Source organism: Streptomyces sp. NPDC059452 (assembly GCF_042750035.1).
Taxonomy (GTDB): domain Bacteria; phylum Actinomycetota; class Actinomycetes; order Streptomycetales; family Streptomycetaceae; genus Streptomyces.
The window spans coordinates 112,999-131,744 of record NZ_JBHYVE010000007.1 but is presented as its reverse complement, the minus strand read 5'-3'; the positions used below and the strand labels follow the sequence as shown (position 1 = coordinate 131,744).

At 72.3% G+C, this 18,746-nt stretch carries 17 protein-coding genes; 3 read left to right on the top strand and 14 right to left on the bottom strand.

The annotated features are described in order from the left end of the window. Nucleotide 1: 1 nt before the first annotated feature. The 5 genes from ACFW9Z_RS12615 to ACFW9Z_RS12595 all read right to left on the bottom strand — a co-directional run bounded on the left by ACFW9Z_RS12615 (nt 2) and on the right by ACFW9Z_RS12595 (nt 6,932). Nucleotides 2-1,546, bottom strand: a complete 1,545-nt coding sequence (locus ACFW9Z_RS12615) for a methyltransferase (RefSeq protein WP_384638549.1) — start codon at nt 1,544-1,546, stop codon at nt 2-4. Between the two features lie 439 nt (nt 1,547-1,985). Then, nucleotides 1,986-2,627 (bottom strand): small secreted protein, encoded by a 642-nt coding sequence (locus ACFW9Z_RS12610; RefSeq protein WP_384638546.1) that lies wholly within the window; start codon nt 2,625-2,627, stop codon nt 1,986-1,988. 377 nt (nt 2,628-3,004) lie between these two features. Continuing rightward, complete coding sequence (locus ACFW9Z_RS12605; protein ID WP_384638543.1) at nt 3,005-5,452, bottom strand: sodium-translocating pyrophosphatase; 2,448 nt, start codon at nt 5,450-5,452, stop codon at nt 3,005-3,007. A 466-nt stretch (nt 5,453-5,918) separates the two neighbouring features. Next, entirely contained in the window at nt 5,919-6,371 is a 453-nt protein-coding gene (locus tag ACFW9Z_RS12600; RefSeq protein ID WP_384638540.1) for an ATP-binding protein, read from the bottom strand. A 207-nt stretch (nt 6,372-6,578) separates the two neighbouring features. Then, nucleotides 6,579-6,932, bottom strand: a complete 354-nt coding sequence (locus tag ACFW9Z_RS12595) for an STAS domain-containing protein (RefSeq protein WP_003967428.1) — start codon at nt 6,930-6,932, stop codon at nt 6,579-6,581. 79 nt (nt 6,933-7,011) lie between these two features. On the opposite strand from ACFW9Z_RS12595, the gene ACFW9Z_RS12590 reads away from it, so the two are divergent. Then, entirely contained in the window at nt 7,012-9,495 is a 2,484-nt protein-coding gene (locus ACFW9Z_RS12590; RefSeq protein WP_384638537.1) for a DEAD/DEAH box helicase, read from the top strand. Between the two features lie 146 nt (nt 9,496-9,641). On the opposite strand, the gene ACFW9Z_RS12585 is transcribed toward ACFW9Z_RS12590, so the two are convergent. Further along, nucleotides 9,642-10,124, bottom strand: coding sequence for a TlpA family protein disulfide reductase (locus ACFW9Z_RS12585; RefSeq protein WP_384638534.1), 483 nt, complete (start codon nt 10,122-10,124; stop codon nt 9,642-9,644). Nucleotides 10,125-10,395: 271 nt separating this feature from the next. On the opposite strand from ACFW9Z_RS12585, the gene ACFW9Z_RS12580 reads away from it, so the two are divergent. After that, nucleotides 10,396-10,872, top strand: a complete 477-nt coding sequence (locus tag ACFW9Z_RS12580; RefSeq protein WP_384638531.1) for a DUF3515 family protein — start codon at nt 10,396-10,398, stop codon at nt 10,870-10,872. Between the two features lie 31 nt (nt 10,873-10,903). Here the strand turns inward: ACFW9Z_RS12580 and ACFW9Z_RS12575 are convergent, their stop codons facing one another. The 7 genes from ACFW9Z_RS12575 to ssd all read right to left on the bottom strand — a co-directional run bounded on the left by ACFW9Z_RS12575 (nt 10,904) and on the right by ssd (nt 16,127). Then, nucleotides 10,904-11,335, bottom strand: coding sequence for an Rv3654c family TadE-like protein (locus ACFW9Z_RS12575; RefSeq protein ID WP_384638528.1), 432 nt, complete (start codon nt 11,333-11,335; stop codon nt 10,904-10,906). A gap of 5 nt (nt 11,336-11,340) precedes the next feature. After that, on the bottom strand, nt 11,341-11,709 hold the full coding sequence (locus ACFW9Z_RS12570) for a TadE family type IV pilus minor pilin (RefSeq protein WP_384638525.1): 369 nt from the start codon (nt 11,707-11,709) through the stop codon (nt 11,341-11,343). Then, on the bottom strand, nt 11,696-11,902 hold the full coding sequence (locus ACFW9Z_RS12565) for a DUF4244 domain-containing protein (RefSeq protein ID WP_384638847.1): 207 nt from the start codon (nt 11,900-11,902) through the stop codon (nt 11,696-11,698). Before ACFW9Z_RS12565 ends, ACFW9Z_RS12570 begins: the two co-directional genes overlap by 14 nt. 193 nt (nt 11,903-12,095) lie before the next feature. Further along, nucleotides 12,096-12,935, bottom strand: a complete 840-nt coding sequence (locus ACFW9Z_RS12560) for a type II secretion system F family protein (protein WP_384638522.1) — start codon at nt 12,933-12,935, stop codon at nt 12,096-12,098. Continuing rightward, a complete protein-coding gene (locus ACFW9Z_RS12555) occupies nt 12,932-13,846 on the bottom strand; it encodes a type II secretion system F family protein (protein ID WP_384638519.1) in 915 nt (304 codons plus the stop codon). Before ACFW9Z_RS12555 ends, ACFW9Z_RS12560 begins: the two co-directional genes overlap by 4 nt. Further along, on the bottom strand, nt 13,843-14,991 hold the full coding sequence (locus tag ACFW9Z_RS12550; protein ID WP_384638516.1) for a TadA family conjugal transfer-associated ATPase: 1,149 nt from the start codon (nt 14,989-14,991) through the stop codon (nt 13,843-13,845). The genes ACFW9Z_RS12555 and ACFW9Z_RS12550 overlap by 4 nt, the downstream gene beginning before the upstream one ends. After that, complete coding sequence (gene ssd, locus ACFW9Z_RS12545) at nt 14,988-16,127, bottom strand: septum site-determining protein Ssd (RefSeq protein ID WP_384638513.1); 1,140 nt, start codon at nt 16,125-16,127, stop codon at nt 14,988-14,990. Before ssd ends, ACFW9Z_RS12550 begins: the two co-directional genes overlap by 4 nt. Nucleotides 16,128-16,630: 503 nt before the next feature. Here ssd and ACFW9Z_RS12540 point away from each other — a divergent pair. After that, entirely contained in the window at nt 16,631-17,476 is an 846-nt protein-coding gene (locus ACFW9Z_RS12540) for an HAD family hydrolase (protein WP_384638510.1), read from the top strand. 433 nt (nt 17,477-17,909) lie between these two features. On the opposite strand, the gene ACFW9Z_RS12535 is transcribed toward ACFW9Z_RS12540, so the two are convergent. Beyond that, complete coding sequence (locus ACFW9Z_RS12535; protein WP_384638507.1) at nt 17,910-18,734, bottom strand: oxidoreductase; 825 nt, start codon at nt 18,732-18,734, stop codon at nt 17,910-17,912. Nucleotides 18,735-18,746: the final 12 nt, after the last annotated feature.

Below are 18,746 nucleotides of genomic sequence, written 5' to 3'. Positions count from 1 at the left end.
CTCACCCGATCCCCTCCCCGGAAGCGGCCCCCGGTGACGGCGCCCGCACCGGCTCCAGGAAGCCCTCCTCGACCAGGAGCCGGATCGCCTGCGGGGTGCGGTCGCGCAGGAGGACCGGGTCCTCGGACATCAACTGGGCGATGGCGTCCAGGATCCGCCCGGCGGGCAGCGAGCCGTCGCACACCCCGGCGAACCCGGCGCCCACCGCGTCCACCTTGGTCGCCCGCATCATCCCGCGGTGCTGTCGCAGCACCACGTGTTCGGGATCCTCCGCCCCGGGGAGGCCCACCTGCTCCTGCACGACCTCGGCGGCGAGGGTGAAGTGCCCGGCGAGCAGGGCGGCGTCGTCCTGGTCCCGCAGATAGTCCTGGCGGGCGAAGTGCTCCTCCACGGCCCGGCCCAGCGGCTGCTGGACGGCGTGCGGCCACTCCTCGACGACGATCGACGCGTCCCCCGCGGCTGCGGCGGCGGACCTGCGCAGGGTGATCCAGCCGAAGCCGACGGAGGTGGTTCCGCGCGCCTCGAACTCGTCGAGCCACGCCTCGTACCGCTCGGCGTACGCCTCCGGGTCGCTGCGGTGGTCGCCGCTGTCGCGCAGCCACAGCTCGGCGTACTGCGTGACGTCCTGGACCTCGCGCTGCACGATCCAGGCATCACACCCGGCGGGCACCCAGGAGCGGAGCCGGTCCTGCCAGTCCTCGCCCTCCACGTGCTGCCAGTTGGCGAGGAACTGGGCGTATCCCCCCTCGTTCAGATGGGCCCCGGACTGCTGGACCAGGGTGCGGCAGAGGTCGTCGCCGCCCATGCCGCCGTCCCGGTAGGTGAGGCGGGCGCCGGGCGAGATGACGAAGGGCGGGTTGGAGACGATCAGGTCGAAGGTCTCCGCGCCCACCGGCTCGAAGAGGGAGCCCTCGCGGAGGTCGGCGGGGGCGGCGCCGGAAAGGGCGAGGGTGAGCCGGGTGAACTCCAGGGCGCGGGGGTTGAGGTCCGTGGCGGTGACCCGGATGGCGTGCTGGGCGGCGTGCAGCGCCTGGATGCCGGAGCCCGTGCCGAGGTCGAGGGCCGAGGCCACCGGCGTACGCACGGTGATACCGGCGAGGGTGGTGGAGGCCCCGCCGACCCCGAGGACCACGCCCTCCTCGCGCGAGCCGATCCCGCCCGCACCGCCGACCGCGCACCCGAGGTCGGAGACGATGAACCAGTCCTCGCCGTCCGGCCCGCCGTACGGCCGTACGTCGACGGTGGCGCGGGCCAGGCCGTCCGCCACGGTCACCCAGCCGTCCTGGACGCACTCCTCCAGGGGCAGGGCGGCGCGGGCCTGTGCCTCGGGGACGGAACGCTGGAGGAGGAACAGCCGCACCAGCGTGTCGAGGGGCGAGACACCCCGGGTGGCGCGCAGGGCGGGGACCGTCTCGCTGCGGGCGAGCGCGGCATAGGCGGGCGCGCCGAGCCGGTCGAGGAGCCCGTCGGCGGTGAAGGCCGCGGCGAGCAGCGCCTCGCGGAGGCCGGCGGTGTGGTCGGGTGCGGGAAGCCTGGTCGTACTCACCCGACCATTGTGTCCGCTCCCACTGACAACGGCAGCGCCCCGGACACCCGGCGAGGGCCTGGCCCCTCCCGGCCGGGCGGACGGGGGCGGGCGGACCCGGGCGGGACCCGGCAGGGCCGGGCCTGACCGCCCGGCCGGACGAGAGCCGGACTGGGGCCGGACCGTCCCTGACCGGCCCCGGCCGGATGGGACGGCTGGACCGGACCGGGCTGCATGGGGCTGGGCCGCCCCGAAACCCTCCGTACCGGAGCCGGACCGTCCCGCACGGGGGGGCCGGGGCCAAAGCCGGACCGTCCCGCCGAGGCCTGGGCCGAGCCCGAGCCCGAAGCCGGGGCCGAAGCCGGGGCCGAAGCCGGGGCCGAGGCCAAGGCCAAGGCCAAGGCCAAGGCCAAGGCCAAGATCCGAAGCCCGGCCTCCGGATCTCCCGGAAGCCGCCGCGTCAGGCCTTCTTCTCCTCCGAGGCCGAAGCCGAGGGAGTCGCCTCCGCACCCGCGTCCGGCGCCTCGGAGCCCAAGGGGCTGGCGGGCCCGGTGGAGGCCTTCGTCTTCTGGCAGCCCTTCTGCTTCGACATCGCGACAGCCACGTCACCGGACTGAAGCTTCTTCAGCGCCTGGTCGCCACTGTTGCTGACCCGGGTCATCTCCTCGGCGAGGACCTTCAGATCGTCGGCGAACTGCCCCTGGTCCTTGGTCTGGAGGGCATCGACCTTGACCTTGAGCTCGGCGTAGGCCTTGGAGGAGGCGTTGAGCTCCCGGACGGCGTCCTTCTGCTTGGTCTCGCCGTCCTCGACCGGCGGCGGGCCGGCCGAGTCGAAGGCCTTGGCCAGTGCCGTGTACGACTCGGAGATCTGCTGGAAGGCCTCCGAGTCGGTCTTCTTGACCTCGGCGGGCTTGCTGTTCTCGTCGGTCCTCTGCTTGATGGCGGCGTTGGCCGCCTCGTTCTTGGCCAGCTGGGGCTGGATCTGGTCGCAGACCTTCTTGGCCCACGCGTTCACCTTGTCGTCGCTGTCGTCACTGCAGCCCGACAGCGTCAGTACGAGTGCCACACCGCCGGACAGTGCGGCCGCAAGCTTCTTGTTCACCGGATGGATCCCTTCCAAGGCTCTCGGCCCCGGAACTTACACGCCGAGAGGACTCCATCCGGGTGCCAGCCATCAGATATGCACCCTTTTGAAGCCATTTGCATCAAAGGAAATGAGGGAGATGCCACTCGGTCCAGAAATTCCGACACACGTACGATCGCCCCTCCGAACGAACGATCCCGATCACCCGCACACAGCCTTCCCCCCGCACACCAAAGGGGGCGGGCGGTACGCCACCACGTACCGCCCGCCCTCTTGGTGACGACGCGTCACCCACTACAGGCCGGGCCGACGGGAACCAGAGGCCCCATCGGCCCGCACCTCTATAAGGGCCCGCGAGGCCCTATTAGGACCCCTATAAGACCCCTATAAAGCCCCTACGAAGCCGCCGCAGGGTCCGGTGACGGGACCGCCGGGCCGCCGCCGCCCGGAGAACCGCTGTCGTCGTCACCCACGGCGATGCCGCGCCGCTTGGACACGTAGACCGCGCCGACGATGACCGCGATGGCGAAGACGGACACCACCGCCCGTACCCAGGGGTTCGCGTCCGCCCCGTAGCTGAACTGGACCACCGCCGGAGCGATGAGCAGCGCGACCAGGTTCATCACCTTGAGGAGCGGGTTGATCGCCGGGCCCGCCGTGTCCTTGAACGGGTCGCCGACCGTGTCACCGATCACGGTCGCGGCGTGCGCGTCGCTGCCCTTGCCTCCGTAGTGCCCGTCCTCGACGAGTTTCTTGGCGTTGTCCCAGGCGCCGCCGGAGTTGGCGAGGAAGACCGCCATCAGGGTGCCGGTGGCGATGGCGCCCGCGAGATACGAGCCGAGCGCGCCGACCCCGAGGGTGAAGCCGACCGCGATCGGCGCCAGGACCGCGAGCAGGCCGGGCGTGGCCAGCTCGCGCAGGGCGTCCTTGGTGCAGATGTCGACGACCCGTCCGTACTCCGGCTTCTCCGTGTAGTCCATGATCCCCGGGCGCTCGCGGAACTGCCGCCGGACCTCGTGGACCACGGCTCCGGCGGACCGGGAGACCGCGTTGACGGCGAGCCCGGAGAAGAGGAAGACGACCGCCGCGCCGAGGACCAGGCCGACGAGGTTGTTGGGCTGGGAGATGTCCAGGCTCAGCCCCAGCTCGCCCGCCCCGGCCCCCACGTCGGCGACCGCCGTGGCGATGGCGTCGCGGTAGGAGCCGAAGAGCGCGGCCGCCGCCAGGACGGCGGTGGCGATGGCGATGCCCTTGGTGATGGCCTTGGTCGTGTTGCCGACGGCGTCCAGGTCGGTGAGCACCTGGGCCCCGGCACCGGTGACATCCCCGGACATCTCGGCGATGCCCTGGGCGTTGTCGGAGACCGGCCCGAAGGTGTCCATGGCCACGATGACGCCCACCGTGGTGAGCAGCCCGGTCCCGGCGAGCGCCACCGCGAAGAGCGCCAGCATGATCGACGTACCGCCCAGGAGGAACGCCCCGTAGACGCCGAGGCCGATCAGCAGAGCGGTGTAGACGGCCGACTCCAGGCCGATGGAGATACCGGCCAGCACCACGGTCGCCGGGCCGGTCAGCGAGGACTTCCCGATGTCCTGGACGGGGCGCCGCTTCGTCTCGGTGAAGTAGCCGGTGAGCTGCTGGATCAGCGCGGCCAGGACGATGCCGATGGCCACGGCGACCAGGGCGAAGACCCTGGGGTCGCCGCCGTGCCCGGCGATCGCGTCGTCGGTGACCCCGCTCAGTTCCGCGTACGAGGACGGGAGATAGGCGAAGGCGGCGACGGCCACCAGGGCGAGCGAGACCACCGCGGAGATGAAGAAGCCCCGGTTGATCGCGGTCATCCCGCTGCGGTCGGTACGCCGGGGGGCGACGGCGAAGATCCCGATCATCGCGGTGACGACGCCGATCGCCGGGACCATCAGGGGGAAGGCCAGGCCGGAGTCGCCGAAGGCGGCCATGCCGAGGATGAGTGCGGCGACGAGCGTCACGGCGTACGACTCGAAGAGGTCGGCGGCCATGCCCGCGCAGTCACCGACGTTGTCGCCCACGTTGTCGGCGATGGTGGCGGCGTTGCGCGGGTCGTCCTCCGGGATGCCCTGTTCGACCTTGCCCACGAGGTCGGCTCCCACATCGGCGGCCTTGGTGAAGATTCCGCCGCCGACCCTCATGAACATGGCGATCAGCGCCGCACCGAGACCGAATCCCTCCAGCACCTTGGGCGCGTCGGCCGCATAGACGAGGACCACGCAGGAGGCGCCGAGCAGTCCGAGCCCCACCGTGATCATTCCGACCACACCGCCGGTACGGAAGGCAATTTTCATCGCCTTGTGCGAGACGGTGGTGAGATCCTTTTCCGGCTCTCCCTCCGCCGGAGTCGCCTCACGTGCCGCAGCGGCCACACGCACATTGCTCCGTACGGCGAGTCGCATGCCGATATACCCGGTCGCCGCCGAGAAAAGCGCACCCACCAGGAAGAAAAGCGAACGCCCCGCGCGCTGCGACCAGTTGTCGGCCGGCAACACCAGCAACAGGAAGAACACGACGACGGCGAACACACCGACCGTCCGCAGTTGCCGGGCCAGATAAGCGTTGGCGCCCTCCTGGACCGCCGCGGCGATCTCCTTCATACGTTCGGTGCCCTCGCCGGCTGCCAGGACCTGGCGTACCAGCAGCCGGGCGACGATGAGCGCGGCGACGGCGACGACCGCCACGACGATGACGATCAGCCGGTTGTCGTCGGTGAGTACCGCCGCCGCGAGAGAGGCGGGCCGGTCGGAAAGTGCGGATTCTCGCATCGGTTCGGCCAGGGGGGTGGCCACGGGGGTGGTGAGGAACTCCGCCATACGTCCTCCTTGACGCTCAGCGCTCAAGTCGTGGACGGATTGTAGGGAGCGGAACCGGATCAAAACAGTGGTCGGGAAGAGAATTGACCGCACTCCCCCCAACGCCGAAAGATCGGCGGAGGTATTCTCCCCGAATGCAGTAATGGAGCAGGCGCATTACGCGGTGATGGGGCGGGTGCATTGCGCGGCAGAAATCGCACGGGATCACGTGGGGCCACACGAGAAAGGCCCTGCTCAGCAGGGCCGGAAAATAAGCAGGACAGCGGCGACCGCACACCCCAGGGAGTGACCGGCCACCACCCCGACTCGCTCCCCACGGGACGTACGGGCTCACGCCACGCGCCAAGGGCTCAGTGCGTCACGGGCTCACGCCGTGCAGAACGGCATACGTCGCGTCACGGGCTCACGCCGTGCAGGACGGCATACGTCCGCCGTGCAGGACGGCATACGCCGCAGCCGAGCCGCCTCAGGGGCGCACCGCGGCAAGGGCCGTCGGCCAGCTCATCCGGATGGTTCCGCCGTCCGCACCGGAACGGACCTCCACGTCGTCGACGAGACCGCTGATGACCGCGAGGCCCATCTCGTCCTCGGCACCCTCGCCCTCGGGCTCGTCCGGGCCGCCGGACACGCCACCGCGCGCCCCCGGCCCGGCCGGGTCGCGCCCGGGGCCGGGAACACCGTCACCGACCTCGATGGAGAACGCCTTCTCCTCCTCGGTCAGCACCACACTGACCGGCGCGGTGATGCCGTGGCTGCGGTGCAGTCCCACGGCACGGCTGCACGCCTCGCCGACGGCGAGCCTGACCTCGTCGAGCACCGCCTCGTCGACGCCGGCCCGGCGCGCCACGGCGGCCGCCACCAGGCGGGCCGTCCTGACATGTTCAGGCTGGGCACTGAAGCGGAGTTCAACGGTGGCCATGTGATCCCCCTCGAACGTTCGGGCGTACGCCTCAGAGGCCCCGGGCCTGAAGCCCGGCACCCCTGCTCTCCTCCTCCGGAACCGGCGAAATCGACGAAGCGGGCAGCCGACCCGAAGGCCGACCACCTGCCCGTCACGGCCCACACGCTGCCGCTGCCGGTCCGTTCACTGCCTGACGGCCGGCCCGGAGGCCGGCCGAAGCCGACCTCAGTCGGTGGCGGCGACAGCCTCGTCGACCGTGGTGTGAATCGGGAACACCTTGGTCAGGCCCGTGATCCGGAAGATCTTGAGAATGCGCTCCTGGTTGCAGACCAGGCGCAACGAGCCCTCATGGGCCCGGACACGCTTCAAGCCGCCCACGAGCACGCCGAGGCCGGTGGAGTCGAGGAAGTCGACACCTTCCATGTCGACAACCAGGTGGTAGCTGCCGTCATTCACCAACTCGACCAACTGCTCGCGCAGCTTGGGCGCGGTATACACATCAATCTCGCCACCGACCTCGACGACCGTACGGTCGCCACCAGGCCCGGACACATTGCGAGTCGACAGGGACAGGTCCACGGATCCTCCAGCACCTTGCTATCGAGCGGTCGCCCCTCGGTCTCCCCGACGGAGGCCAGGGGACGGATCGCCAGCCGCGATGGCATTCAATCACTTACCAGCAGCCATGCACGACGCCTTGGGACCATTGTCCGTCACGCCAGTGACACACTCGGTGCCGATGGCCAAGAATCACCGTCCCGGACGACCACCCGAGAGTGGGGACATGCGCCCCTCTCCCGCCATGATCCTCGACCGGCTCGCCGCAGGGGCGGGCCGGGCCGCGCGCATCACTCATACGGAGCACTTGCCCCCACGATCGGGAACCCATGCCATCTGGCCGGATCGCATCCGGCCAGAAGTGATCTCGATGATCGAAAAAGCCGGAATCGCCCATCCGTGGGCCCATCAGGCGATCGCCGCCGAGCATGCGCTGGACGGCGAATCGGTCGTGATCGCCACCGGCACGGCGTCCGGCAAGTCGCTCGCCTACCTCGCCCCGGTCCTCAGCACCCTCCTGGACGGCTCCGAGGCGCCGAACGGCCGTGGGGCGACCGCCCTGTACCTCGCCCCCACCAAGGCCCTGGCAGCCGACCAGCGGCGCTCCGTGAAGGCTCTGGCGGCTCCCCTCGGCAACGCCGTCCGGCCCGCGGTCTACGACGGCGACACTCCCGTGGAGGAGCGCGAGTGGGTGCGGCAGTACGCGAACTACGTCCTGACCAACCCCGACATGCTGCACCGCGGGATCCTGCCGTCCCACCCCCGCTGGTCCTCCTTCCTGCGCGCGCTGCGCTTCGTCGTGATCGACGAGTGCCACACGTACCGGGGCGTCTTCGGCTCCCATGTCGCCCAGGTCCTGCGCCGGCTGCGCCGCCTCTGCGCCCGCTACGGGGCCGACCCGGTCTTCCTGCTGGCCTCCGCCACGGCGGCGGATCCCTCGGTCGCCGCCGGGCGCCTCACCGGCCTGCCGGTCAAGGAGGTGTCCGACGACGCCTCCCCGCGCGGCAAGCTGGTCTTCGCCCTCTGGGAGCCCCCGCTGACCGACCTGCACGGCGAGAAGGGCGCCCCGGTACGCCGTACCGCGACGGCCGAGACCGCCGACCTGCTCACCGACCTCACCGTCCAGGGAGTGCGCTCGGTCGCCTTCGTACGCTCCCGGCGTGGCGCGGAGCTGATCTCGGTCATCGCCAAGGAACGCCTCGCCGAGGTGGACCGCTCACTGCCGCAGCGGGTCGCCGCCTACCGAGGGGGCTACCTCCCCGAGGAGCGCCGCGCCCTGGAACGGGCCCTGCACTCCGGTGAGCTCCTCGGTCTGGCGGCCACCACCGCCCTCGAACTCGGCATCGACGTCTCCGGCCTCGGCGCGGTCGTCATCTGCGGCTACCCGGGCACCCGGGCCTCCCTCTGGCAGCAGGCGGGGCGGGCCGGCCGCTCCGGGCAGGGCTCCCTGGCCGTCCTGGTGGCCCGGGACGACCCGCTGGACACCTATCTGGTGCACCACCCCGAGGCGCTGTTCCAGCAGCCCGTGGAGTCGACCGTGCTGGACCCGGACAACCCCTACGTCCTGGCCCCCCACCTGTGTGCCGCAGCCGCCGAGCTGCCCCTCACCGAATCCGACATCGCGCTCTTCGGGCCCGCCGTGCCCGAGCTGCTGCCGCAACTGGAGACGGCGAAGCTGCTGCGCAGGAGGGCATCGGGCTGGCACTGGACCCGCCGCGAGCGGGCCGCCGACCTCACCGACATCCGGGGCGGGGGCGGACGCCCCGTACAGATCGTCGAGGAGGGCACCGGCCGCCTGCTGGGCACGGTCGACGCGGCCGCCGCCCACACCGCCGTCCACGAGGGCGCCGTCCACCTCCACCAGGGCCGCACCCACCTGGTGCGGAAACTGGACCTGGAGGACTCCGTCGCCCTGGTCGAGCAGGCCGACCCGCCGTACTCGACCGTCGCCCGCGACACCACCGCCATCTCCGTCCTGGAGACCGACACCGAGATCCCCTGGGGCCAGGGGCGGCTCTGCTACGGCTCCGTCGAGGTCACCAACCAGGTCGTCTCCTTCCTCCGCCGCAGACTCATCACCGGCGAGGTCCTGGGCGAGACCAAGCTCGACCTGCCGCCCCGCACCCTGCGCACCCGCGCCGTCTGGTGGACGGTCACCGAGGACCAGCTCGACGCCGCCCGGATCAACCCGGAGATCCTCGCCGGCGCCCTCCACGCGGCCGAGCACGCCTCGATCGGCCTCCTGCCGCTCTTCGCCACCTGCGACCGCTGGGACATCGGCGGCGTCTCGATACCGCTGCACCCGGACACCCTGCTGCCGACGGTCTTCGTGTACGACGGCCACCCGGGCGGCGCCGGGTTCGCCGAGCGCGCCTTCCGCACCGCCCGTACGTGGCTGACGGCCACCCGTGAAGCCATCGCCTCCTGCGAGTGCGAGGCGGGCTGCCCCTCCTGCATCCAGTCCCCCAAGTGCGGCAACGGCAACGAGCCCCTGCACAAACGTGGAGCCGTACGCCTCCTCACCGAACTCCTCAGAGCGGCACCGCCGGAGCCGCCGCCGAAGGACGGGCCCGGAACGACCTGACCGACGCCCGACACCGAGACCCCCGGACCCCGAGATCTGACGGGCTCCCGGGCCTGACGGGCCCACAGGCCTGACGGACTCCAAGGCCTGACGGCAGCTCAGGCTCGACGGCAGCTCAGGCCTGACGGGAGCCCAGGCCTGACGGCTCAGGTCGGCAGCAGCGGCGTGACCAGGTCCTTCAGCTCCCCTTCGCCGATCGCCCCGATCCGCGACGCCGCGATCCGCCCCTCCGGGTCGACGACGATCGTGAACGGATAACCGGCGGTGTTGACCACGCCCTTCGGAAGGCGGAGAAGCTGCCGCCCCTGCGGGTCGTGCAGGCTCGGATACACCAGCGCCGCGTCCTCCTCGAAGGAACGCGCCGCCTCGACCGAGACATCCGCGTTGACCCCGACCACCCGCAGCCCCTTGTCCTCCAGCTCCTCGTGCACCCGGGAGAGGGCGGGAGCCTCCACACGGCACGGGCCGCACCACGACGCCCAGGCGTTGACCACGACGACCTTGCCCCGCAGCTCCTTCAGGCTGAACCGGCCGTCGCCGTCCACGCGCTCCCCCGACATCTCCGGCATCGCCACCCGGTCGGCAGGGGCAAAGGACTTCAGCGGCCCAGGCCGGGGTGCGTCGTCCACCGGCGATGGGGATGTCGAGCACCCTGTCAGCGCAGCAAGCAGCAGGACCACCGCAGATGAGGCTCTTAGCGTCTTCACGCTCTCCGATGATGCCACTGCCTCTCGCGGGCCCTGCATGCGGGAGGCTGCGGCATCCGCGTCAAGCCCCCGTGCCAAGGCCCTCGCGCCAAGGCCCTCATGGAAGAACACACCCCCATTCAAGGCACTTCTCCCCATGCCATAGCGTGTCGCAGGACCACCTCCCCCACAGCGGGAAGACGAGCTGTTGAGCATGCCCAGCAAACGTACGACCCTCCCTCTGGCGGCCGCGGCCGTGGCTGTGGCCGCCGCCCTGGTCTTCGTCGTGGCCAAGGAACCCCACTACGAAGTCCGGCCGGGCGCCCAGTCGGGCAACGCCCATTGCGGGCGCATCAAGGAGAACGCTCCCAGCAAGCTGGCAGGACACCCCAAGCACGCCACCGAGATGGCCGGAGTCGCGCTGTGGGGTGACAGCAACATCCTTCTGCGCTGCGGTGTGGACCCGATCAGGCCCACCACCGACCCCTGCTTCACGGCCGACGGCGTCGACTGGGTCATCGACACCGCCCGGTCCAGTGAGACCAAGAAGGTGATCATCACCTACGGCCGCATCCCGGCCACCGAGGTCACCGTCACCCACTCCCTGAAGGCGCCCGACGAGGTGCTCGTCGAGCTCTCGGCCCTCATCGCGCCGATCGAGCAGACCACGCCGTGCATCCAGTCGGGCTGAGCCCCGCCGCCCCGGGACAGCCCCGGCCGACTCACCCCTCCCGGGCTGTCGAAGGGGCCGCCGGGCCGACCACCTCACGCAAACCCGCCGGAGGTCCGGCCCGGGCCCTGACCGCGTGCTCGTAGTACCCGAAGCTCGACCGGGCGACCACATCGGCGATCTCCCCGTGCACCGTGCAGCGGACGAGCACCGCGTTCTGGGCCAGGGCCACCCTCCGGGCCGCCGCGCAGGCGATCGCCGCACCCTCCAACGCCCGGTCCGCAGCCGCCAGCGCCGCCAGATCAGCCGCACCGCCCGCCCGGTGACGTGCGGTCACGGCCTGCCCCAGCGCAAGCACAAGGGCGAACACCGCACACAGGGTCACCGTGGTGACAGCCACCCACACCGTCGCCACCCCCTGGTCAGCGCCCCGGCCCACCTCCCGGCGGCGGCGCAGCCAACGCCCGCAGGCCTCAGGGCCCATCGCCTTCACGGCACAGCACCTCCCACCGTTCCCACCGTGTCCTCGGCCAGGGCAGCCGCCTCAGCACTCAGCGTCAGGGCCAGCACACCCGGGCCCGGAGTCGGCGCCTCCACCCGGACGCGCCACAGGTCCCCCGTTCTCCCCACCTCGACCCGGGCTCCCCGGGGCGCCGTGTCCCGCGCTGCCGCCAGCACCGCGGCCTCCGGTTCCGAACGTGCCGCCGCCCGCGCCCCCGCCCGTGCCGCGTCCACGCACCGGATCTGGTCCGAGGCCGCCATCAGAGCCCAGAGCAGCGCCATGGCGAAGGCCATCAGCACCGGGATCACCACGGCCGCCTCGGCCGTCACCGCCCCACGGTCCTCAGAACTTCGCATCGAGCGCGCTCTCGACCAGGGACTGCAGCGCCGACAGCACCGGCCCGCTGTTCACCACCTTGTAGAGCACCGCCGCGAAGGCACACGCCGCGATGGTCCCCACCGCATATTCGGACGTTGTCATTCCGCGATCGGACGACCGGCCCCGGCTTTCCGACCACCGCACGAACCGGTTCGCCGACCGGCCCCGCACCCCCGTCGAACTCCGTGTGCGGCGGAGCGCGCAGTCGGCTCGATCCGTCCGATCCGTCCGATCCGTTCGTTCCGTTCGTTCCGTGCAGTCCACTCGTGCCTCGAACTTCTTGCTCATTACGTCCCCCGATGGGCATCGATCAATATCGAGCGGGCGTCCGAATGAAACGCCCGTGAAAAAGAGCCGGGCCGGTCTAACCCCTGGCCAGCAGCCCGCCGGCCAGGCCGATGATCACCGGCGCCACCCCGACCGCCAGGAAGGCAGGGAGGAAGCAGAGCCCGACCGGCGCGGTGATCAGGACCCCGGCCCGCTGGGCACGCGCCACCGCCGCACCGGCCCGCTCTGCGCGCATCGCCTCGGCCAGCCGTGAGACCGGCTCCGCCGCCGGTGCCCCGGTCGCCCCGGCCCGGTGCAGGCAACGGGCCAGCGGTCCGGCGCCCGGTATCTCCCCGAGCCGCCCCCACGCCTCGGCAGGCTCCCCGCCGAGGCGGATCTCGGCAGCGGCACGGGCAAGCCGGTCGCCGACCGGACCGCCGATGGACTCGCCCACCGCCTCCGCCGCCTCGCGGGGACCGGCCCCGACAGCGACGCAGGCGGCCAGCAGATCCGCGGCCAGGGGAAGCTGCGCGGCGATGGCCGCCCGCTCCTCACGGGTCTCACCCGGGCGGGGCCGGGGCCGGTCCCGCTGCCGGCGCCATGTCCCGTATGCCGCGGCGGAACCGACGGCGCATCCCCACAGGCCGCCGATCAGAATCCACCCGGCCAGCCACGCCCCGGCCGGAGCGGCCCACCGCACGGCACCAGCGGCGGCGGCACCGGCTGCGGAGCCGCCGCCCGCCCCGGCCCGTACGAGGACAGTCCGGGACCACCAGCCGCCCCGTACGGCCGGTGCGGTCTCCAGCAGCCGCGCGCCCCGGCCCCGCACCGACCGTCTCCGGCGTCCCGCCGCCACCGCGAACGCCGACTGCACCGCGACGCCCAGAAACGCCGCCACCATCCCCAGGCTGTGGAGAACTTCTCCGGCCCCGCTCATGGCGCCTCCCCTCCGCGTACGATCCGGCAGGCCCAGAACAGCCCGGCCGCCTCCAGCGATCCGCCCACCGCCAGGCAGAACAGCCCGCCCGGCGTGTGGAGCAGCACCCGCAGCGGGTCCGCCCCGAGCGCTCCGCCCAGCCCCATCCCGGCCACCGGCAACAGCGCCAGGACCACGACGGTCGACCAGGCTCCCGCCAACTGGGCCCGCAGCTCCTCCCGTCTGCGCCGCTCGGCCCGCAACGCCTTCTCCAAGCGGTCCAGCCCGGCCGCGAGACCGGCCCCGCCGTCCACGGCCACCCGCCAGCACGCGGCCATCCCGGACAGGCCGTCCAGCCCCGGCCCCTCCGACGCCTGCCGCAGCGCGGCGGGCACATCGCCCCCGAAGCGCGCGGCCGCCAGCACAGCGGCCTCCGCGTCCCCGAGCCACGCACCACCATCCGGCCCTCCCCTGACCCGCGGCTCCCCGTCCGCCGCGCACTCCCGCAGCCCGGCCAGCAGCGCCCGGCCCGGCTCCTGTCCGGCCCGCAGCTCCCCGACCACGGCCCCGCACAACGCCGCCACCGTCTCCGCCGCCCGTTCCCGCTGCCGCCGCCGGGCCCGCCCACGCATCCACCTCCGTACCAAGGGCACCGCCACCGCTCCGGCGAACAGCGGCAGCACCGACGCACCGAGCACGGCGAGCACCACCGCCACCGGAACGCACCACCACTCGCGCCGCTCCACGGCCAGCTCCCGGGCCCTGAGCAGGGGCGGCCGCCACCGCCCCGCCCGCCACGGCTCGTCCGGCCCGTCCACGAACAGGACCCGCGCCCGCCGCGCCCCGGGGTCCCGCGTCGCCACCAGCCACACCGCCGCGCCCGCGCAGAGGGCCGCCGCGTGCACCGCGTAGCCCGCGGCTCCCCCCGTCACAGCGCACCCCCGATCAGCGACTCCAGCCGCGCCCAGCCCCGCTCCGGGACGAACCCGTCCGCGCCCCAGCTCAGCGCGGGCACGGTGACCACCAGCCCGGCCGCGTCCCGCTCCAGGACATGCACGTCGGCGATCCGCCGCCGCCCGGCCCGGTCCCGTACGAGATGCACGACCACCGAGAGCGCGGCGGCCAGCTGGCTGTGCAGCGCGGCCCGGTCCAGTCCCGCGGCGGTCCCCAGCGCCTCCAGCCGGGCGGGGACGTGCTCGGCGGCGTTCGCATGGACGGTGCCGCAGCCCCCTTCGTGGCCCGTATTCAGGGCGGCCAGCAGTTGTGCCACTTCGGCGCCCCTGACCTCTCCCACCACCAGCCGGTCCGGCCGCATCCGCAGCGCCTGGCGCACCAGATCGTGCAGGGTCACCCGGCCCGCGCCCTCCTGGTTGGCGGGGCGGGACTCCAGCCGGACCACATGGGGGTGGTCGGGGCGCAGTTCGGCGGAGTCCTCGGCGAGCACGATCCGTTCGTCCGCTCCGACCGCGCCCAGCAGGCTGGCCAGGAGGGTCGTCTTGCCCGCCCCGGTGCCCCCGCTGATCAGGTAGGAGAGCCGCGCCTCCACCATGGCCCGCAGGATCCGGTCACCACCCGGCGGCACCGTCCCGGCCTCCACCAGCTCCGCCAGGGAGAAGGCCCTCGGGCGCACCACCCGCAGGGAGAGGCAGGTCGAGCCGACGGAGACGGGAGGGAGCACGGCATGCATCCGCGTCCCGTCCGGCAACCGGGCGTCCACCCACGGCCGGGCATCGTCCAGCCGCCTGCCCGCGACGGCGGCGAGCCGCTGGGCCAGCCGTCGCACCGCCGCCGCGTCCCGGAAGGTGATCCCCGTCAGCTGAAGGCCGCCGCCCCGGTCCACCCAGACCCGGTCGGGCGCGGAGACCAGCACATCGGTCACTTCGGGGTCGGCGAGCAGCGGCTCCAGCGCCCCCGTCCCGACGAGCTCCCCGCGCAGCTCGGCCGCCGCGCCGAGCACCTCGGCATCGCCCAGCAGCCGCCCCTGCGCCCGCAGCGCGGCCGCCACCCCGGCAGGTGTGGGCGCGTCACCGCTGCGCGCCAGCCGTTGGCGTACGGCATCGAGCAGCGCATCGGTCATGGTGCGCCTCCCGCGGCCGGTGCGGCGGCGGAACCCGCGTCGCCCGCCGCTGCCGCCGTCTGCTCCCAGAACTCCGCACAGAAGCGGGCCAGCGGGCTGCGGGCGCTGCCGCCGGGCGGCATTCCCCCGTCCTGGGCGGCCAGGAGGCCTGGCTCCAGGGGCAGTTCGCCGAGGAGGGGCAGCCCGATGGCCTGGGCGACCCAGCGCTCGTCGAGGCCTGCCGCATACGGCCCCCGCGCCACCACCCGCAGGTCGTCCAGCACCATGCGGGCCATGGACGCGACGCGCTTGGCCGCCGCGACCGCCCGCAGCTCACCCGGCACCACGAGGAGGCCGAGGTCGAGCTGGGCCAGGGCCTCCGCGACTCCTTCGTCCACCCGGCGCGGCAGATCCACGACCACCACCCCGCCGAGCCTGCGGGCGGCGGCCAGCACCGCCTGCACGGCCTGCGGCGCGACGGCCACCTCGCCGTCCCGGCCCCAGCTCAGCACCCGCAGCCCGTGCAGCGCGGGCAGGGAGTCCTCCAGGGCTCCCCCGCCGAGACGGCCCTTGGAGTGCGCGAAATCAGGCCACCGCATACCTTCGGCCCGCTCGCCGCCGAGCAGGACGTCGATGCCCCCGCCCAGCGGGTCCGCGTCGATCAGCATCGTGCGCCTGCCGGCCCGGGCCGCACTGACGGCGAGGGCGCAGGCCAGCGTCGATGCGCCGGAGCCGCCCCGCCCACCGATCACCCCGACGGTGAGCGCCGGCCTGCCGACGCCCTCGGCCGCATTGGCGATCTGGTCGACGAGCCAGCCCTCGGAGTCGGGCAGCCGCAGCACGTATTCGGCCCCGATCTCAACCGCGCGCCGCCAGACGTCCGGGTCGTCCTGGTCCCGCCCGACGAGCATCACCCCCCGTCTGCGGGCGGCCCCACGGCACCGCGCGGCCGCGTCATCGCCCACCAGGACCATCGGCGCCTGCTCCCAGCCGCCCCGCCGCCCGGGCGGTCCGTGATGGACCTCCGGCTCCGCCCCTGCCGCCGCGCACAGCCGCAGCAGGTCGTCGAGCAGCTCCACGTCCTCCGTCACGATCAGCGGTCCGCCGCGCCGCCCTTCGGCGACCGTCAGCCCTTCTCGCGTGAGGGATCCAGCCACGATCTCCGCCCCCTTCTCACTGCCCCTTCGGTGCGGTTCGCGGTGATCTCGGAGCGTTTCCGAGATGCGCGATTCCGGTACCCGCGGACTTCGCGGGAGGAATCAACGTGCAGCACCGCGGAAAAACATGTGGATCTTGCTCGAAAACTGTGGACAACTTCGGCGTTGTGAATATCTCCGTCACCCGAACCAGCGACTTCCGGAGCGCAGCCCCGCTGCTACACACTGTGACGAGACAGGGGCGGCCGCCGACGCCTCGCACGAGCAGGCACGCCGGGGGCCGGAAGGGAGGGAAACGCTGGGCCCGGGGAGCAAAACGCATCCGGACATGCGACGACCCCCGCCGGGGGGGAGAGCGGGGGTCGTCCCCACGGCCGACTCGGGGGGGGAGGAGTCGGACCGGGGTTAGCACGGTCGCGAACGATCCGTGACTTCCATGGTGTACCCGAGGGCCTTCTCAAGCAAACCCACGCGCCGGATTTTACGCCGAATGGCGGGCGCCTATGCTCAGCGTTGTGGAAAACTGCTTCTCGCCGCGCACAGCAGCCTTCTTTGACCTGGACAAGACGGTCATTGCGAAGTCTTCAACGCTGACCTTCAGCAAGTCCTTCTACCAAGGCGGCCTGATCAACCGCCGCGCCGTGCTGCGCACCGCGTACACACAGTTCGTGTTCCTGGCCGGGGGCGCCGATCACGAGCAGATGGAGAAGATGCGTGCCTACCTCTCCTCCCTCTGCAAGGGATGGAACGTCCAGCAGGTCAAGGAGATCATCGCCGAGACCCTGCACGACCTGATCGACCCGATCATCTACGACGAGGCGGCCACCCTCATCGAGGAACACCACACCGCGGGCCGGGACGTGGTCATCGTCTCGACCTCCGGCGCGGAGGTCGTCGAACCGATCGGCGAGCTCCTGGGCGCCGACCGTGTCGTCGCCACGCGCATGGTCGTCGGCGACGACGGCTGCTTCACGGGCGAGATCGAGTACTACGCCTACGGTCCGACCAAGGCCGAGGCGGTGAGGGCGCTCGCGGTCTCGGAGGGGTACGACCTTTCGCGCTGCTACGCCTACAGCGACTCGGCGACCGACGTACCGATGCTGGAAGCGGTCGGCCACCCGCACGCGGTCAACCCCGACCGCGCGCTGCGCCGCGAAGCGACCCTTCGCGAGTGGCCGATTCTCGTCTTCAACCGCCCGGTCCGGCTCAAGCAGCGGCTGCCCGCCTTCTCGATGCCGCCACGCCCGGCACTCGTGGCCGCCGCAGCGGTCGGCGCGGCAGCCGTCACCGCGGGACTCGTCTGGTACGCCAGCCGTCGGCGTACCGCCGGGGCGACCCTGGCCGGGTAGCACCGACGAGGTGGCCGGGCCGGGCCGGGCAGGGCCGGCGCTTCGAGAGGCCGCCCGATTCGAGGGGCTGCCCAACTTCGAGGGGCCGCCCGATTCGCCCTTGATTGAACCTAAAAGTAAAGAAGTGGGTCCAGGGCTTTCCCTTCCTCCGGCCCTGGAGTACAAAGGAGTCAACGGCCCGCGAGACCAAGGACATCCGTGAGGATGACCTGTAACGCAGTGACGGCCCCACGGACCGCGCACGAAAGCCGAGCACCCACGCGACGTCGACCCGTCGATTACGGGCCAGCCGCACCAGGTGACGGGCAAAGTACCCGACCTGATGGGCAAATTTACGAGGACGCTTGGTAACTGGGCGGACGTGCCAGCGGCGGTACCGCATCTCGGTACCGCCGCAACCTTTTCCCCGGGCTACTGCCGCCCGGAGCCCCGTCTACGCCGCGCCGCGCTGCAGGGCTTCGCAGACCGCCGTCGACTCACGGACCCCCAGCTCGACCGAGCGCCCGCAGTGGGTGATCCAGGCGGCCATGCCTTCCGGAGTGCCCGCCGTGTAGCCCTCAAAAGCCGCGACGTACGCCGCACGGCCCTGTTCGGCATGGCCCACCTCGGCCGGGCAGATGGACTTCGGGTCCAGCCCGCTGCCGATCAGCACGATGCGCTCGGCGGTCCGCGCCACCAGACCGTTGTGCGAGCCGAAGGGGCGCAGCGCCAGGAGTTCGCCGTGCACCACCGCGGCCGTCACCAGGGCGGGGGCCGCACTGCCCGCGATGATCAGGCGCGAAAGCCCTTCGAGCCGTCCGGCCACCTCGTCGGCGCCGGGGAGCGGCGTCTCGATCAGGGGTTCGTCGACGGGTTCACCGGCCAGCCTCGGACGGCCGACCGCATCGTCGGGCGCGGCCCCGCCGGCCGCCACCAGATGCAGCCGCGCCAGCACCCTCAGAGGCGACTGCCGCCAGATGGAGAGCAGTTGCCCGGCCTCCGCGGTGAGCCTCAGCGCGGCGCCCACCGTCCGCGCCTCGTCCTCACCACTGAAGTCGGTGCGCCGGCGCACCTCCTCCAGATTCCAGTCGGCACCGGCCAGCGCCGCCGAACCACGGGAGCCCCGCAGCGCCGCTTCGGCCGTGACCTCGTTGCTGCGGCGCCGCATGACGCGGTGACCGTAGACCCGGTCGACGGCCTTGCGTACGGAGTCCACGGCATCGGGCACTCCGGGCAGGGCACCGAGCGCGGCGAGCGGGTCTGAGGCAGTCGTACTCATAAGTAGCGAGGC

Bases quoted from the DNA above. Each gene is read 5' to 3' on its own strand.
- ACFW9Z_RS12605 (WP_384638543.1), bottom strand. From the start codon at position 5,452: ATGGCGGAGTTCCTCACCACCCCCGTGGCCACCCCCCTGGCCGAACCG.
- ACFW9Z_RS12600 (WP_384638540.1), bottom strand. From the start codon at position 6,371: ATGGCCACCGTTGAACTCCGCTTCAGTGCCCAGCCTGAACATGTCAGG.
- ACFW9Z_RS12590 (WP_384638537.1), top strand. From the start codon at position 7,012: ATGGCATTCAATCACTTACCAGCAGCCATGCACGACGCCTTGGGACCA.
- ACFW9Z_RS12580 (WP_384638531.1), top strand. From the start codon at position 10,396: ATGCCCAGCAAACGTACGACCCTCCCTCTGGCGGCCGCGGCCGTGGCT.
- ACFW9Z_RS12575 (WP_384638528.1), bottom strand. From the start codon at position 11,335: ATGGGCCCTGAGGCCTGCGGGCGTTGGCTGCGCCGCCGCCGGGAGGTG.
- ACFW9Z_RS12570 (WP_384638525.1), bottom strand. From the start codon at position 11,709: ATGCGAAGTTCTGAGGACCGTGGGGCGGTGACGGCCGAGGCGGCCGTG.
- ACFW9Z_RS12560 (WP_384638522.1), bottom strand. From the start codon at position 12,935: ATGAGCGGGGCCGGAGAAGTTCTCCACAGCCTGGGGATGGTGGCGGCG.
- ACFW9Z_RS12550 (WP_384638516.1), bottom strand. From the start codon at position 14,991: ATGACCGATGCGCTGCTCGATGCCGTACGCCAACGGCTGGCGCGCAGC.
- ACFW9Z_RS12540 (WP_384638510.1), top strand. From the start codon at position 16,631: ATGCTCAGCGTTGTGGAAAACTGCTTCTCGCCGCGCACAGCAGCCTTC.
- ACFW9Z_RS12535 (WP_384638507.1), bottom strand. From the start codon at position 18,734: ATGAGTACGACTGCCTCAGACCCGCTCGCCGCGCTCGGTGCCCTGCCC.